This is a genomic window from Amycolatopsis lurida, from assembly GCF_900105055.1.
Classification (GTDB): domain Bacteria; phylum Actinomycetota; class Actinomycetes; order Mycobacteriales; family Pseudonocardiaceae; genus Amycolatopsis; species Amycolatopsis lurida.
On sequence record NZ_FNTA01000002.1, the window covers coordinates 155,267 to 171,055 of the forward strand.

A 15,789-nucleotide genomic window follows, 5' to 3' on the forward strand; every position below is an offset into this window, starting at 1 on the left:
CCACCTGGACCGATGCGGCACTTTCGCTTGACCTCTCACTGAACAGGAAATCATGAGCGACACGAAGGAATGGACGTTCCCGGCCTCGTTCGGGCAGGAGCGGATCTGGCTGTCCGGCCAGCTCGACCCGGCGTCCCCGGTGTACAACCTGCACTGCCAGGCCCGGCTGGACCGCCCGCTGACCGCGGAGCAGTGGCGCGCCGCGCTCGGCGTCATCGTCGGACGGCATGAAGCGCTGCGTACGTCGTTCCGCATGGACGGCGGCGCGCTCATGCAGGTGGTGCACGCCGAGGTGCCGATCGAGCCCGAGGTGCACGACCTGCGGAACCTGCCCGACGGCGCCCGCGACGACCGGTTCGCCGAACTCGTCGGCGCCGTCACGAGCGGGGCCATCCCGCTCGACTCGCCGCCGCCGTGGCGGGCCCAGGTGTGCCGCATGGCCGACGACGAGTGGGTGCTCACGTTCGTCGTGCACCACACCGTGTTCGACGCCGGCTCGGTGCTGGTGCTGGGGACCGAACTCGGCGAGGCGTGCGACGCCGTGTTCGAGGGCCGTGAGCCGAAGCTGCCCGAGCTGTCCATCCAGTACGCGGACTACTCGGCCTGGCAGCGCGGGCAGCTCGAAACGTCGAGTGATCAGCTGGACTACTGGCGGACGCAGCTCGCCGGGTTGCCGCCGGTGCACGGTCTGCCCACCGACCGCCCGCGGCCGTCGGAGCTGACGTTCGCCGGTGACCAGGTGGACTTCGCCCTCCCGGACGGACTGATCGACCGGGTCGGCGAGCTGGGCCGGGAGCTGTCGGCGTCGCCGTTCATGGTGCTGCTGGCCGGCTACGCGGCCCTCCTGTCACGACTGTCCAGAGTGGACGACATCGTCGTCGGCGTTCCGGTGGCGGGCCGCGAACTTCCCGAGCTCGCCGACCTGATCGGCATGTTCGTCAACCAGATGGCCGTGCGGGTCGACTGCTCGGGCGCACCCGCGTTCACCGAGCTGGTCGAGCGGGTCCGGACCACGCTCCTGGAGGCGATCGACCACAGCCAGGTGCCGTTCCAGGCGGTCGCCGAAGCGGTCGGGGCCGAACGCGACCCCGGCGTGCAGGCGCTGTATCAGCTCGGGTTCAACTTCCTGCCCGATTCGGGGCTGGAGCCGATCCGCTCGGCCACCGCGAAGGACGACATCGCGATCGACCTGACCGCCGTGAACGGCAGGCTCGTCTACCGCACCGACCTGTTCGACCGCGAGACCGCCGAAGCCGTGGCCGAGCGGTACGTGCGACTGCTGACGGCGGCGCTGGCCGATCCCGCTCACTCGATCGCGGATCTGCCGCTGCTGTCGGACGCCGAGCGTGAACTGGTCCTGAACAGCTGGAATCCAGTGTCCACTTCGGACGCCGTGACGGTGCACGCCCGATTCGAGACTCAGGTCCGGCGGACCCCGGACGCGCAGGCCGTCGACTTCGGCGGGGTGCGCCTGACGTACGCCGAGCTGAACACGCGTGCCAACCGCGTCGCGCACCGGCTGCGCGAGCTGGGCGCGGGTCCCGGCACCGTCGTCGGCGTGTGCGTGCCGAACTCGGCGGACCTGCTGACCGGTGTGCTCGGCGTCCTGAAGAGCGGCGCGGCCTACGTCCCGCTCGATCCGGCCAACCCGGCCCCGAGGCAGGCGCTGATCCTCGCCGACGCGGGCGTCCCGTTCGTACTGGTCGCCGGAGAGACCACATTGGACACCAAGACGCTGGCCCTCGACGACCCGGCCGAGTGGTCCGCCGCGGCCACCGAGGATCCGGAACCGGCGGCCGGGCCGGGCGACGTCGCCTACGTGATATACACGTCGGGTTCGACCGGGCGTCCCAAGGGCGTCGAGGTCGAGCACCGAGCCGTCGACACGTACCTGGCGTGGGCGCGTGAGGCGTACCCCGGTCTTGCCGGGCGGGCGTTGCTGCACACGTCGCCGTCGTTCGACCTCACCGTGACGACGCTGCTCGGCACCCTCACCGCCGGGGGCGCGGTGGTCGATGGCGGCCGTCCGACGTTCGTCAAGGCGACCCCGACGCACCTCGCCGTCCTCGCCGAGGAGCTGTTCCCGGCCGGTGAACTGGTGCTCGGTGGTGAAGCGCTGACCGCCGAGGCCGTCCAGCCGTGGCGGGACCGGCACCCTGGCACGGTCGTCGTCAACGAGTACGGCCCGACCGAGGCCACCGTCGGCTGCGTCGTGCACCGGATCGAACCAGGGGACCAGTTGCCGTCCGGACCCGTCCCGATCGGCCGTCCTGTGCCCGGCACCCGTGTGTACGTCCTCGATGAGCGGCGGCAGCCGGTGCCGCCGGGTGTCCCGGGCGAGCTGTACGTCGCCGGGTCGCAGCTCGCCCGCGGTTACCTCGGGCTGCCGGGCCTGACCGCGGAGAAGTTCACCGACGGCCGGTCCGGCCGGATGTACGCGACGGGCGACCTCGTCCGCTGGCGTCGCGGCGGCACGCTCGACTACCTCGGCCGCATCGACGAGCAGGTGAAGCTGCGCGGCTACCGCATCGAGCCCGGAGAGGTCGAAGCGGCACTGCGTGAGCTGCCGGAAGTGCGGGACGCGGCCGTGGCGGTCCGCGGTGACACGCTCGTCGGCTATGTCGTCGGCAGTGCCGAGGGCGCGGCCGATGCCCTGCGGAAGACGTTGCCGGACTACCTGGTGCCGACGCGGTTCGTGACGCTCGACGCGCTGCCGATGGCGGCCAGCGGCAAACTCGACCGGGCCGCGTTGCCGGATCCCGAACCCGGCGAGGCGCCGGCGTACGTCGCACCCCGGACCGCGGCCGAAGAACTCGTCGCCGAGGTGCTCGGCGAGTTGCTCGGCATCGACGACCTCGGCGCGCACGACGACTTCTTCGCCCGTGGCGGCAACTCGCTGCTGGCGATCCGCGCGATGGCCCGGATCCGCAAACAGGTCGAGGTCGACATCCCGGTGCGGGGGCTGTTCACCCTCACCACGGTCGCCGGGCTCGCCGCCGAGATCGAGCGGCGGCTCTCCGAAGACCTCGACCAGCTCAGCGACGAAGAGGTCCAGCGTCAGCTGGCCGAAGGCGAGAACTCATGACCGCGATCGACGAAACCAGTGCGGCCGCGCGCCGCGCCCTGCTCGAACGGCGGCTGCGACGGCGCACGGAGACGGCCGCGACCATCACGCCGCGCCCCGCCGATGCCGTCGTCCCGCTGTCGTATCAGCAGGAACGCGTCTGGTTCATGGAGCAGTTCGCGCCGGGCACCGGGTCGTACCACATCCCGGTGCCGATCCGGCTGACCGGCAGGCTCGACGTCGCCGCGCTCCAGTCCGCTTTGGACACCCTTCCGGCGCGGCACGAGGCGCTGCGGATGCGGTTCCCGGAAGGGGAGGACGGGCAGCCGACCGTCCACATCGAACCTTCGGTATCGGTCGCTCTGTCCATAGTGGACGCAGGCGGTGAGGAAGCCGCCCGCGCCGCAGTCGACGCCGCCGCGGCCGAGACGTTCGACCTGGCAACGGGTCCGCTGCTGCGGGCGACACTGGCCAGGGTGTCCGACGAGGAACACCTGCTCGTCCTGTGCACGCATCACATCGTGGGCGACGGCTGGTCGGTCGACCTGCTGCTGCGTGACCTCGCCGCGCAGTACCACGCCCTGAGCACCGGCGGCACGGCCGAGCTGCCCGCGCTCAGCATCGGGTACGGCGACTTCGCGCACTGGCAGCGCCGCACGCTCACCGGTGGCGAACTCGACCGGCAGCTGGAGCACTGGAAGGCGCAGCTCGCCGGGGTCGAGCCCCTGGAGCTGCTCACCGACCGGCCCCGGCCCGCCAAGCAGAGCTTCGACGGCGCGATCCACGAGTTCTTCGTCGAGCGCGAGCTCGCCGGCGCACTCGGCGAGTTGAGCCGCGGGCAGGGCGTCACGCTCTTCATGACCCTGCTGGCCGCCTACCAGGTCCTGCTGGCGCGGTACTCGGGGCAGGAGGACTTCGCGATCGGCTCGTCGTCGGCCGGCCGCGGCCTGCCCGAGCTGGAGGGCGTGGCGGGCATGTTCATCAACATGCTGCCCCTGCGTGCCCAGCTGGCGGACGACCCGACGTTCGCCGAACTGCTCGAACGCACCCGGCGGCATGTGCTGGACGCGTTCGAGCACGCCGACGTCCCGTTCGAGCGGCTGGTGAACGCGCTCGGCGTGCCCCGCGACGTCAGCCGCTCGCCGGTGTTCCAGGCGATGTTCGTGCTGCAGAACTACGAGATGGGCCGCATGGGTGCGGCCGGACAGTCCGAGGTGGACTTCCGCTGGCTGCCGATGGACCTGCCCGCGACCCGGTTCGACTTCGAGTTCCACGCGATCGAGGTCGAACGCGGGCTGATCGGCAAGCTCGTGTACAACACCGCGCTGTTCACCGAGGACACGGTCGCCGGGATGGCCGGGCGGCTGGTCACGCTGCTGCGCTCGATCGTCGCCGACCCGGACCGGCGGCTGTCCGAACTGGACATCCTCGACGCCGGGCAGCGCGAACTCGTTCTGGAGCGCTGGAACGCCACGACGGCCGAGTTCCCCCAGACCACGCTGCACGCGCTCGTCGAGGAGCAGGCCGCTCGGACGCCGGACGCGCCCGCGGTGACCTTCCGCGGCGCGTCGCTGACCTACCGCGAGCTGGACGAGCGAGCCAACCGGCTCGCGCACCGGCTGCGTGGGCTCGGCGTCGGACCGGGCGTGCTCACCGGAGTGTTCGCGGAGCGGTCGTTCGAGCTGGTCGTCGCGCTCCTCGGCGTGCTGAAGGCCGGGGGCGCGTACGTCCCGCTCGACCCGGAGTACCCGGCCGACCGGCTGGCGTTCATGCTGCGGGACGCGGCCGCTCCCGTCGTGCTGACCCAGGCGGCGTTGCGCGAAACCCTGCCACCGGGTGACGCGACCGTTGTTGTCGTAGACGACACCGCCGACCTCGCCGAGACGACAGGGCCGCCCGAGCCACTCGCCGGCCCGGAAGACCCTGCGTACGTCATTTACACCTCGGGCTCCACCGGCCGGCCGAAAGGCGTGCCCAATGGTCACCGCGGCATCGTCAACCGGCTCGACTGGATGCAGCGCGCGTACCGCCTCGACGGCACCGATTCGGTGCTGCAGAAGACCCCGGCCGGGTTCGACGTGTCGGTCTGGGAGTTCTTCTGGCCGCTGATCACCGGCGCGCGGCTCGTGCTCGCCGAACCCGGCGGCCACAAGGACGCCGCGTACCTGCGGGAGCTGCTCGCGTCCGAAGGCATCACCACCGCGCATTTCGTGCCGTCGATGCTCACGCTTTTCCTTGCCGAACAAGGCGTCGAGAGCTGCACGGCGTTGCGGCGGGTCGTGTGCAGCGGCGAGGAACTGCCGCTCGACGCCGCCCGCGAGTTCGTCCGGCGGTTGCCGGACTGCGAGCTGCACAACCTCTACGGACCGACCGAAGCCGCCATCGACGTCACCTCGTGGCACTGCACGCCCGCAGCGCTCGCCGAGGTCGCGTCGGTGCCGATCGGGGCACCGATCCAGAACATCCGGATCTACGTCCTCGACCGTGGCGGGCGGCCATGCCCGGTCGGCGTCCCCGGCGAGCTGCACATCGCCGGCGTCGGCCTCGCACTGGGCTACCACAACCGCCCGGAGCTGACGGCCGAGCGGTTCGTGCCCGATCCGTTCCACAGTGGACGGATGTACCGCACCGGCGACCTCGCGCACTGGCGCCCGGACGGGACGATCGCGTTCCTCGGCCGGATCGACCACCAGGTCAAGCTGCGCGGCCTCCGCATCGAGCTGGGGGAGATCGAGACGGCCCTGCGCGCCCGGCCGGGCGTGCGCGACGCCGTCGTGATCGTCCGCGAGGACACGCCGGGGGACAAACGGCTGGTCGGGTACGTCGTCGGCGACGCCGAACCCGGCGCGTTGCGGACGGCGCTCAAACAGAGTCTCCCGGACTACATGGTCCCGCCGTCGTTCGTCGCGCTCGACGAGCTGCCGCTCACCCCGAACGGCAAGCTCGACCGCAAGGCGCTGCCCGCTCCGGTCGCGTCCCGGGACGCGACCAAGGAACTGGTCGCACCGTCGACCCCGGTCGAGACCCTGCTGGCCGAAATCTGGCGGGACGTGCTCAAAGTGGACGAACTGGGCGTCGACGACGACTTCTTCGACCTCGGCGGCCATTCGATGCTGGCCACCCAGGTGGTGGCACGGATCGGCAAGGCGGGCGCCGGCCAGGTCGGCGTCATGGACCTGTTCCAGCACCGCACGATCCGCGAGCTGGCGTCCTTCATGGACGGTGACGACGCCGACCGGCCGCGGCATCTGCTGTACGAGCTGACCAAGCCGACGACGCGGCGGACGCTGACCTATGTCTGCTTCCCCTACGGCGGCGGCAGCGCGATCGTCTACCAGCCGCTGGCCGACGCGCTTCCGGAGGGCTACTCGCTCTACTCGGTCGCCATCCCCGGCCACGACGTTGGCTTGTCAGAAGAGGCGCTGCCCTTCGACGACCTGGTCGAGCGGCTGGCCGACGAGATCCTCGAGCGCGTCGACGGCCCGCTGGCCATCTACGGCCACTGCGGGGTCGGCAACGCGCTCGCCGTCGCCGTCGCCCGGCTGCTCGAAGAGCGCGGCCGCGAGCTGGAAGTCGTCTACATCGGCGCGATCTTTCCGTTCGCCCGTATGAAGGGCCCGGTGGGCACGCTGCGCACCCGGCTGGAGAAGCTGCGCAGCAACCGGTACTACTCGAACTGGCTCAAGGGCATGGGCGTCGACACCGACGACCTCGACCCGGCGCAGGCCGACCGGATCATCACGAACATGCGCGCCGACAGCCGCGCCGCCGAGGAGTACTTCAGCGGCCTGCTCGACGCCCGGGTGGCCAAGCTGCGCGCGCCGATCGTGTCGGTGGTCGGCTCCGAGGACCCGGTCACCGACTTCTACGCCGAGCGGTACCGGGAATGGGAATTCCTCACCGACACCACCGGGCTCGTGGTGCTAGACCAGGCAGGGCACTTCTTCCTGCGCTACCGGGCCGAAGAACTCGCGGAGATCGTCACGCGCGTGCACCCAGCGCTGGACGATCCCGGCGAGCTCGACGTCCGGGTCCGCGGCGAGGACGCGGGCTGGGCGGTGCACGAGACCCATAAGGCCACTGTGGACGAAAAGCCCGCGGTGCGGCCGAGCATGGGCCGGTTCGTCACGATCACCATCGGTCAGCTGGTGTCCTCGACCGGCTCGGCGCTGACGTCGTTCGCCGTGCCGATCTGGCTCTACACCCGCACGGGATCGGTCGCCGACCTCGGCCTGCTGTGGGCGCTCGCGCTGCTGTTCGGTGTGCTCGTCCTGCCGGTGGCCGGTGCGCTGGTCGACCGCGGCGACCGGCGGCGGATCATGATCGCGGCCAGCAGCGTCGCTGGCGGGATCCAGCTGATCCTGGCGTTGCTGCTGATCACCGGGCACGTCCAGTTGTGGTTGTTCTACGTGCTGATCCCACTCGGGTCGGTGGCCGCTTCGTTCCAGCGCATCGCCTATCAGTCGTCGGTGGCGCAGCTGGTGCCGAAACAGTACCTCGGGCACGCGATGGGCCTCGCCCAGCTGTCCACCGGATTCGCCCAGCTGCTGATGCCGGTGATCGCGGCCGGGCTGCTGGCGACGATCCAGCTGTCCGGGATCCTGATCCTGGACATGGCGAGCTACGCGTTCGCGATCGTGGGTCTGCTGCTGGTGCGGTTCCCGGACATGCTGGGCTGGCGCCCGCGCGAACCGCTGCTGACCGCGATCGCGGGCGGGCTGCGGTACTCGTGGAACCACCGCGGCTTCCGCACGATGCTGCTGTACTTCGCGCTGGCGAACGTGTTCCTCGCCCCCGCGCTGGTGCTGCTCTCGCCGCTCGTGCTGTCGTTCGGTTCGGTCACCGACGTCGCGCAGGTGGCGCTGGCCGAGGCCGTCGGCGCGGTGGCGGGCGGCATCGGGATGGCGCTGTGGGGCGGCCCGCGGCACCGGCGGATGGTCGGCGTGCTCGTCGGCAACGTCGGGATCGCGCTCGGCAGCCTGGTGATGGGCCTGCGGCCGTCGCTGATCGTCGTCGCGGCCGGCGTGTTCCTCCTCGCCGCCGCGATGTCCGTGTCGCAGGGCATCTACGCGACGCTGGTGCAGGTCAAGGTGCCGCAGCGGTTCCACGGCCGGGTGTTCGCCATCAACCAGACGATCACGTGGTCGACGCTGCCGATCGGGTTCGCCGTGCTGGCGCCACTGGCCGTCGGCTGGTTCTCGCCGCTGCTGGCGCCGGGCGGCGCGCTGACCGGTTCGGTCGGCGCCGTGCTCGGCACGGGGGAGACCCGGGGCATCGGGCTCGCTTACGTCGTCTTCGCGCTGATCCTGCTGCTGATCAACGTGGGTGGGTTCTCGCTACGGCTGCTGCGCCGCTTCGACACCGAAGTGCCCGATTCGCTGCCTGACGACCTGGTGGGGGCGCAGGAACGGGAGCGCAAGCTCGCTGGGAAGGAAGCCTCATGAGTACGACAGTGCTGGTCAGGGAGGCCCGCGGGCACTGGGTCGGCGAGGTCGCGCCCGCGATCCGGGCCGCCGGGCACCGCGTGGTGCTGCTCGCTCCGCCGATGGACGCGGCCGAGCGGGCCGCGCTGGACGGTGTGGTGGACGACGTCGTCGCGCTGGACGACGTCCACGATCCGGAAGCCGTCGCGGCGAAGGTCCGGGAAATCGACGGTGGCGCGTTGGCCGGGATCTTCACCGGCTCGGACGGCGCCATCGCGAGTACCGCCCGTGCCGCGGAGCTGCTCGGGGTGGCGCGCTGCCCGGCGTCGGTGTTCGCCTTGTGCGCGAACAAGTTCGCCGTCCGGGAGGCCCTCGCGGCGGCCGGGCTGCCCGGACCCGCGCACGCCCTCATCTCGTCGGCTGTCGAGGCGGCATCGGTCGCTTCTGCGGTCGGGCTCCCGGCGATCGTCAAACCGGTCAACGGGGCGGGAAGCAACCTCGTCCGCACTGTGTCCACTGTGGACGAACTGGCGGCGGCGTACGAGCTGCTCGCCGCGCGACTGCCCGAGTCCGCGGATCCGCGCTACCACCGTCCACTGGGGACACTGGACCCTTCGGCGACGTTCCTCGTCGAGGGATTGCTGTCCGGCCCGGAGTACGCGGTGGACGTGCTGGTCCGTGACGGGGTGGCCGAGCCGGTCGAGATCCTCGACAAGCCGCTGATCGACGAGCGGAAGTTCGAGCTGGCGCTGTCGTGCCCGCCCGCCGGGCTCACCGCCGACCGGGCCGAGCTGGTCACCGCGGCGGCGGTCGCCGCCGTCCGCGCCCTGGGTCTCGACAACACCTGCGCCCACATCGAGGTGATCGACGACGCCGACCGCGGCCCGACGATCGTCGAGGTCAACGCCGGACGGCCTGCCGGGTCGATCATGCCGCTGCTGGCGAAGCTGCGCACCGGCATCGACGTGTTCGCCGAGCTGGCGGCGCTCGCGGTGGGCGCTCCGCCGCCGGTGCGGGAACCCGCGAAACTGCCGATCCCGCTGGGCATGCTGATCCTCTACGCGGCCGGTTCGGGCCGGTTGACCGGTATCGGCGGGCTCGAAGAGATCGCCGAGCTGCCCGAGGTGATCGACGTCGTCACCACCGTCTCGCCGGGGGAGGTGCTCACCGACGAACAGGAGACCTACGCGGTCAACCTCGTCGTGGCCGGGTTCGCCGATCACGACGACCTCGCCGCCCTGCACGCCGAGGCGAGCAAACTCGTCCGGCTGGAACTGGAGGAAGTGTGAACACCGCGTTCGTGGTCTGCGAGACCACAGGGCAGTGGATCGCCGACTTCGTGGCCGCCGTACGCGCGGCTGGGCTGGGCGCCGAGCTGGTCACGCAGCCCCTGGAGCCGGCCGAGCAGGCACAACTGTCGGAAGTCGTGGACGGCTTCGTTTTCGTCGACGACGTCCGTGACGCCGAAGCCGTCGCCGAGGCGATCCGGGCGCGGACCGCGCGTCCGGCCGGGGTGTTGACCGCCGCCGAGGGGATCATCGCGAGTGTCGCGCGTGCGGCCGAGCTGCTCGGCGTCGCGCGCTGCCCGGCGTCGGTGTTCACCGTGACGCACAACAAGTTCGCGGTCCGGCAGGTGCTGGCCGCGGCCGGGTTGCCGGGGCCGCGCTGCGCGCTGATCTCGTCGGCGGACGAGGCGTCGTCGGTGGCCGCGGCGGTCGGGCTCCCGGCGATCGTCAAGCCGGTGAACGGCGCGGCGAGCAATCTGGTGCGTACGGTGTCCACTGTGGACGAACTGGCGGCGGCCTACCGGCTGCTGGCCGAACGGTTGCCGCTGTCGGAGGACGTCCGGTACCACCGGCTCGTCGGTGGCGGACCGGCTCCGATCGACCCGCTGAAGGTCTTCCTCGTGGAAGGCCTGCTGCGCGGCCCGGAATACGCGGTCGACGTCCTGGTGCGCGACGGCGTCGCGGAGCCGGTGGCCGTGGTGGAAAAGCCGCTGATCGACGAGCGCAAGTTCGAACTGGGCATGGTCTGCCCGCCGCTCGAACTGTCCGAAAAGGACACCGAACGGCTGTTCGCGGCGGCGACGGCCGCCGCGCTCGCCCTGGGCCTGGACAGCACCTGCGCGCACCTGGAGCTGATCGACGACGCCGACCTGGGCCCGACGATCGTCGAGGTGAACGCGGGCCGCCCGGCAGGCGGCGCCCAGCCGGTGCTGCTGAAGCTCGCGACCGGCATCGACGTCATCGCCGAAGCCGTGTCGCTGGCATTGGGCACGCCACCGCCGGCGCGAGGTGTGGGCCTGCCGGTGCCGGTGGGCTACCTGATCTTCTACGCCGAGGGCACCGGGCGGCTGGTCCGCGTCGACGGCACCGACGAGGTCGCCGACCTGCCCGAGGTGCTGGAGGTCGTCACGATCGTGCGCCCCGGCCAGCTGCTCACCGACGACCAGGAGATCTACGCGGTGAACGTCCTCGCCGCGGGGTTCGCTGACACCGAAGACCTCGCCGCGCTGCACGCCGAGGCCGCCAAGCTGATCCGATTCGAACTGGAGGAGTCATGACCGCCGAACTCGCGGCGAACCTCGGTCACATCGAGGGCAACGAACACACGAAGATCACCGTATATGCGGCCACGGGCCTGGACTGGGTGCGCGAGCACCGCGAAACACTGCAGGACCGGCTGCGCGAGCACGGCGCGATCCTGCTGCGCGGGATGCCCGCCGATCTGGCGGTGTTCAACCAGGTCACCGAGGAGATCGGTGGCTCACTGCTGACGTACACGGAACGGTCGACGCCGCGTTCGGCGGTCTCGGGCAACATCTACACCTCGACGGAGTACCCGGCGGCCGAGTCGATCCCGATGCACAACGAGAACTCGTATTCGGCGCACTGGCCGGACCGTCTGTTCTTCCTGTGCGACACGGCGGCCGAAACCGGCGGCGCGACGCCGATCGCCGACAGCCGGGCGATGTACCGCCTGCTGCCGTCGGACCTGCGCGAGCGGTTCGCGGGCGGCGTCACCTACACCCGGGCGTTCCGCGAAGGCCTCGGGCTGACCTGGCAGGAGGCGTTCCAGACCGACGACCGCCAGGTGGTGGAGGACTACTGCACCGGCAACGGGCAGACGTACGAGTGGACCGACGAGGGCCTGCGCACGCGGCACGTGCGTCCGTCCTTCGTCGAGGAACCGCACACCGGTGCGACGGTGTGGTTCAACCAGTCCAACCTGTTCCACGTTTCGAGCCTGGGGGAGGAGGTCAGCGAGGCGCTGCTGGAGCTGTACCCCGAGGAAGACCTGCCCCGCAACGCGTTCTTCGCCGACGGCTCGCCGATCCCGCGGGCGGACCTCGTCACGATCAAGGCGGCGTACGACGAGGTCAGTTACGCGTTCCCGTGGCAGCCGGGCGACATCATGGTGATCAACAACATGCTGATGGCGCACGGACGCGAGCCGTTCACCGGCAAGCGGCGGATCCTGGTCGCCATGACCTGAGCCGGCTCGGCGCTCGAGGGCGACGGGCCGGTGCCGGTAGCCCGCGGGGGCGCGTACAACGCCGGCCGTGACGGCCCGTCGGCGGCGTTGGTGTCGCGAAAGCCACTTGGGCAGGCCGCTGGCGTTGCGAAAGCCACTTTCCCAACGTTGACCGTTGCGAAAGTGGCTTTCGCAACATGCGCTCAACCCCGCCTGGGCAAGCCGCTGAGGTTGCGAAAGCCACGCCGCGGTCGACTCACCTCTCAATGACGGACGTCGACGGGCCAGCGGTGGTGGTTCTGGTCGATGACGAACTCGTGGCTGTGCCGCCACGTGCCGTCGTCGGTTCGGACGGCGTCGGCCAGGTGTGCGGGATCGACGGGCCCGTGGTGGGTGTGTTCGAGAAGAAGGGGGTCGCGGCGCGGCCAGGTGCGGATCGCGACGGCGAGTCCGAGTAGTGCGAGGGCGCCGAGGGAGAGCCAGGTGGTGGTGAATCCGGCGGTGGTGGCGAGCCAGCCGGCGAGGGGGTACGCGAGCAGCCAGCAGGCGTGTGACAGCGAGAAGTGGGCGGCGAAGATCGCGGGCCGGTCGCCGGGGTGGCTGGACCTGCGCAGGACCCGGCCGACGGGGGTGAGGACGAGACCGGTGCCGAGGCCGATGATCGCCCAGACGGTGAGCGCGGCACCCCAGCGCCAGCTGCCGGTCTCGGCGGTGGACAACGCGATCGCGCCGGTCATCCCGGCGAGGAGGGTTCCGCCGCCGGTGAGCATGACGGTGCGTTCGGGGATCCGGTCGAGGGCGCGGGGGAACAGGAGCGCGCCGAGGATGGTGCCGATACCGTTGCCTGCCAGGAGAAGCGCGACGTCGGTCGGGGGTCGGCCGAGGGTGTCCTGGACGTAGTTGACCGTGTTGACCATGACGACGGAACCGACTGCGGCGACCGTCACGGCCAGGCCGAGCGTTCCGCGAAGGCGCGGGGTCGCGGTGAAGATCTTGATCCCGGCGAGGGTGCGGTCCCGGATTCCGCCGCGGTGGCTGCGGGTCGCTTCGGGGATGCGGGTGCTCAGCACGAGCGCGGCGGAGGCGGCGAACCCGATCGAGGTTCCGGTGAACAGCCAAGAGAAGGACACGAGGCTGAGCACGGCGGCGGCCAGCAGGGGACTGAGGAGGTTCTCCATCGTCGAGGCCAGCTGCGAGAGCGAGAGCGCCTTCGTGTAGTCGCGTTCGTCGGGCAGGATGTCCGGCAGGACGGCCTGGAAGGTCGGGGTGAACGACGCCGACGCGGATTGCAGGACCACGATCAGGACGTAGACCTGCCAGACCTGGTCGACGAAGGGCAGGGCGAGGACGACGAGCGCGCGGACGGCGTCGAGGGAAACGAGGAAGAGCCGTCGTGGCACCCGGTCGGCGTAGGCCCCCGCGAGCGGCGCGACCGTGACGTAGGTGATCATCTTGATCGCCAGCGCGGTGCCCAGCACCGCACCGGCGCCGGCGCCCGCCAGGTCGTAGGCCAGCAGGCCGAGCGCTACGGTCGTCAATCCAGTGCCGAACAGCGCGACCAGCTGTGCCCCGAACAGATGCCGGTAGTCCCGATGACCGAACAACGACACGCCCCGCCGCTCCTCCTGGTCGCCCCTCCTTCCATGATAGGTGCTCATGTACGCACATGACGAATCAGGCGACCAGTGGACCCGGCTGCCTCCCGATGACCGGATCGAGGTCGCGTCCACGTCGCTGCGGATGCTGGCCGATCCGACCCGGATGCGGATGCTGTGGTTGCTCAGCGGCGAGGAGTACGACGTCGCGTCCTTGTCGGCCGCGGTCGCCATCGCGCGTCCGGCGGTGTCCCAGCATCTGGCCAAGCTCAAGCTGGCCGGGCTGGTCTCGCAACGCCGGGACGGCCGTCGGATTCTCTACCGCGCTCGCGGCGGACACGTCCGGCGTCTCTTGGCGGAGGTCATGAACGCGGCCGACCATCACCTGCACGGGATCCCCGACCACGATTGAGCCGGCGGGATCAGCTCAACGCGCGGCTGCTCGGGGCTCGCCGTCGATGCGGTCGGCGTGGAAGAGGGCCGGCCGGATGATCTTCGGGCGTCCGGCCGAACAACCTTCCTGGCGGCCGGGGCGTCCACTGATCATGGACTTGAAGCTCGCATCTCGCCGAATCGTCGCGTCGACGGGGATCCTCGCCGTCGTACTGGCCGCCGCGGCCGGGCCGGCGTCGGCGGCCGGCGACCAGGTGGTGACTCGGGTGAGCGAGGCCGATCGGGCCGCGGCGTTGGCTCATTGGACTCCGGAGCGGATGCGCCAGTGGGTGGGTGACGACGCGCTGCCGCCTGCCGAGAAGATCGGCCGCGAATGGGAGCGGCCGGTCCCTGCCGGGGTCGGGCGATTGTTCTTCACCGCGGAACCGGGCGTCGACGGATCGTGTACGGCGACGGTGATCCCCAGTGCCAGCAGGGATGTGGTGCTTACCGCGGGTCACTGCGTCAACGGTGGATTCGACCGCCACGACAATCCGATCAAGATCGTCAACGTCGTGTTCGTTCCCGGCTACTATCACGGCGAGGCGCCGCACGGGGTGTTCGCGGCGCGTGCGTTCGCCTGGTCCGCGACCTATCCCGGGCCGTCCAGCGGAATCGACGATGACGCGGTGCTCGCCCTGGACCCGGTCGGCGGCCGCCACGTCGCCGATGTCGCGGGCACACAGGACATCTCGTTCGAGGCGCCACCGTCCACTGTGGACGCGACGCTCCTCGGTTACCCGGTGTCGAAGGCGGCGGGCGGTGAGGCGTTGTTCTCCTGCGCGCGACCCGCCGCGCTCGACGTGAACTCGGTCAGCACCTCGTGGAAGACCGATTGCGACCTCGCCGGAGGTTCCAGCGGTGGTCCGTGGCTGCGGAACTTCGATCCCGCCACGGGGAAGGGGACCATCTTCAGCGTCACGAGCCGGGGAACGATGAACGAGGAGCTCGTGACCCTGGACCTGAGCGGCGCCGCGCTGAGCGAACCTGTGCGAAAGTTGATCGAGAACGCCCCGGACCTCTGACCTGGTGCGGCCGGTACGGCCGTTCGCCGTAACGCCTCGTCGCGGGTGGACGACAACTCAGGCACGAAGAGCCGATCGGTACAGGCGACCGCGGTGGAGGTCACTGATGCTCACGGACGATGTGACCGGCACCGTCGGGGGACTCCCGATGGGCATGGCGCGTGTGCCCGGTCGTTCGGTGCTCGAGGGTGCGTTCGCGTTGCTCGAGGTGCTCGCCGCCGCCGACGCCGGCGCGGGCCTGGGGTTGACGGAAGCGGCCCACCGGGCGGGCCTGCCGAAGTCGACGGCCCATCGGCTGCTGGAGCAGATGTGCGGGATCGGCGCGGTCGAACGGCTGTTCCGCGGGTACGTCGTCGGCCCGCTGGCCGGCAGGCTCGTCCAGGGCCGGGGCCGGCTGCACGCGAGGATCCGCGCCGCGGTGGGGCGACCGGCGATCCGGCTGGCGAAACTGGCCAGGGCCGACGTCGCGGTATGCGTGCTGTCCGGGTCCGACGTCGTGGTGGTCGCGGCGGTTTCGGGACACTCAGCGAGCGTGCCCGCCGTCTCGCCGGGCACGGTGCTGCCCTCCTCGGCCGCAGTGGCCGGGGTGCTGCTCGGCGGTGTCGAGTACGGTGCCGCGGCGCCGATCCGATGCCCGGAAGGCCGGACCGTGGCCGCGATCGGCTTGCTGTCCATCCCGGGGAGCGACCTCGCGGTGATGCGGCGGCTGGTCGACGCCGCCGCGCTGGAAGCCGGTCGCGAGTTGACCGAACCCGCCCATTGACGGCCGGGAAGTC

General features: G+C 70.9%; 9 protein-coding genes. 8 read left to right on the forward strand and 1 reads right to left on the reverse strand.

Annotated elements, in window-relative coordinates; all coding sequences use genetic code 11:
• The first annotated feature begins 52 nt into the window (after positions 1-52).
• From BLW75_RS01075 to BLW75_RS01095, 5 genes are read left to right on the forward strand one after another with little or no spacing between them, the layout of a single operon-like run.
• Entirely contained in the window at positions 53-3,085 is a 3,033-nt protein-coding gene (locus BLW75_RS01075; RefSeq protein ID WP_034307985.1) for a non-ribosomal peptide synthetase, read from the forward strand.
• A complete protein-coding gene (locus BLW75_RS01080; RefSeq protein WP_034307984.1) occupies positions 3,082-8,508 on the forward strand; it encodes a non-ribosomal peptide synthetase/MFS transporter in 5,427 nt (1,808 codons plus the stop codon). Before BLW75_RS01075 ends, BLW75_RS01080 begins: the two co-directional genes overlap by 4 nt.
• Positions 8,505-9,776 carry an ATP-grasp domain-containing protein gene (locus BLW75_RS01085; protein ID WP_034307982.1) on the forward strand — a complete coding sequence of 424 codons (1,272 nt, stop codon included), beginning with the start codon at positions 8,505-8,507 and terminating at the stop codon, positions 9,774-9,776. Before BLW75_RS01080 ends, BLW75_RS01085 begins: the two co-directional genes overlap by 4 nt.
• On the forward strand, positions 9,773-11,050 hold the full coding sequence (locus tag BLW75_RS01090) for an ATP-grasp domain-containing protein (RefSeq protein WP_034307980.1): 1,278 nt from the start codon (positions 9,773-9,775) through the stop codon (positions 11,048-11,050). Before BLW75_RS01085 ends, BLW75_RS01090 begins: the two co-directional genes overlap by 4 nt.
• Positions 11,047-11,982: a TauD/TfdA family dioxygenase gene (locus tag BLW75_RS01095; RefSeq protein ID WP_034307978.1), complete on the forward strand. Its 936-nt coding sequence runs from the start codon at positions 11,047-11,049 to the stop codon at positions 11,980-11,982. Before BLW75_RS01090 ends, BLW75_RS01095 begins: the two co-directional genes overlap by 4 nt.
• Positions 11,983-12,224: 242 nt before the next feature.
• On the opposite strand, the gene BLW75_RS01100 is transcribed toward BLW75_RS01095, so the two are convergent.
• On the reverse strand, positions 12,225-13,571 hold the full coding sequence (locus tag BLW75_RS01100; protein ID WP_034307976.1) for an MFS transporter: 1,347 nt from the start codon (positions 13,569-13,571) through the stop codon (positions 12,225-12,227).
• Positions 13,572-13,617: 46 nt separating this feature from the next.
• On the opposite strand from BLW75_RS01100, the gene BLW75_RS01105 reads away from it, so the two are divergent.
• From BLW75_RS01105 to BLW75_RS01115, 3 genes are all read left to right on the forward strand, one after another.
• On the forward strand, positions 13,618-13,968 hold the full coding sequence (locus BLW75_RS01105; protein ID WP_034307973.1) for an ArsR/SmtB family transcription factor: 351 nt from the start codon (positions 13,618-13,620) through the stop codon (positions 13,966-13,968).
• Between the two features lie 133 nt (positions 13,969-14,101).
• Entirely contained in the window at positions 14,102-15,013 is a 912-nt protein-coding gene (locus BLW75_RS01110; protein WP_241783409.1) for a trypsin-like serine peptidase, read from the forward strand.
• A 106-nt stretch (positions 15,014-15,119) separates the two neighbouring features.
• Complete coding sequence (locus BLW75_RS01115) at positions 15,120-15,776, forward strand: helix-turn-helix domain-containing protein (RefSeq protein WP_198935686.1); 657 nt, start codon at positions 15,120-15,122, stop codon at positions 15,774-15,776.
• Positions 15,777-15,789 lie beyond the last annotated feature (13 nt).

Coding starts and splice junctions, on each gene's coding strand:
- BLW75_RS01105 (WP_034307973.1), top strand. CDS start 13,618: ATGTACGCACATGACGAATCAGGCGACCAGTGGACCCGGCTGCCTCCC.
- BLW75_RS01085 (WP_034307982.1), top strand. CDS start 8,505: ATGAGTACGACAGTGCTGGTCAGGGAGGCCCGCGGGCACTGGGTCGGC.
- BLW75_RS01095 (WP_034307978.1), top strand. CDS start 11,047: ATGACCGCCGAACTCGCGGCGAACCTCGGTCACATCGAGGGCAACGAA.
- BLW75_RS01110 (WP_241783409.1), top strand. CDS start 14,102: ATGGACTTGAAGCTCGCATCTCGCCGAATCGTCGCGTCGACGGGGATC.
- BLW75_RS01080 (WP_034307984.1), top strand. CDS start 3,082: ATGACCGCGATCGACGAAACCAGTGCGGCCGCGCGCCGCGCCCTGCTC.
- BLW75_RS01075 (WP_034307985.1), top strand. CDS start 53: ATGAGCGACACGAAGGAATGGACGTTCCCGGCCTCGTTCGGGCAGGAG.
- BLW75_RS01115 (WP_198935686.1), top strand. CDS start 15,120: ATGCTCACGGACGATGTGACCGGCACCGTCGGGGGACTCCCGATGGGC.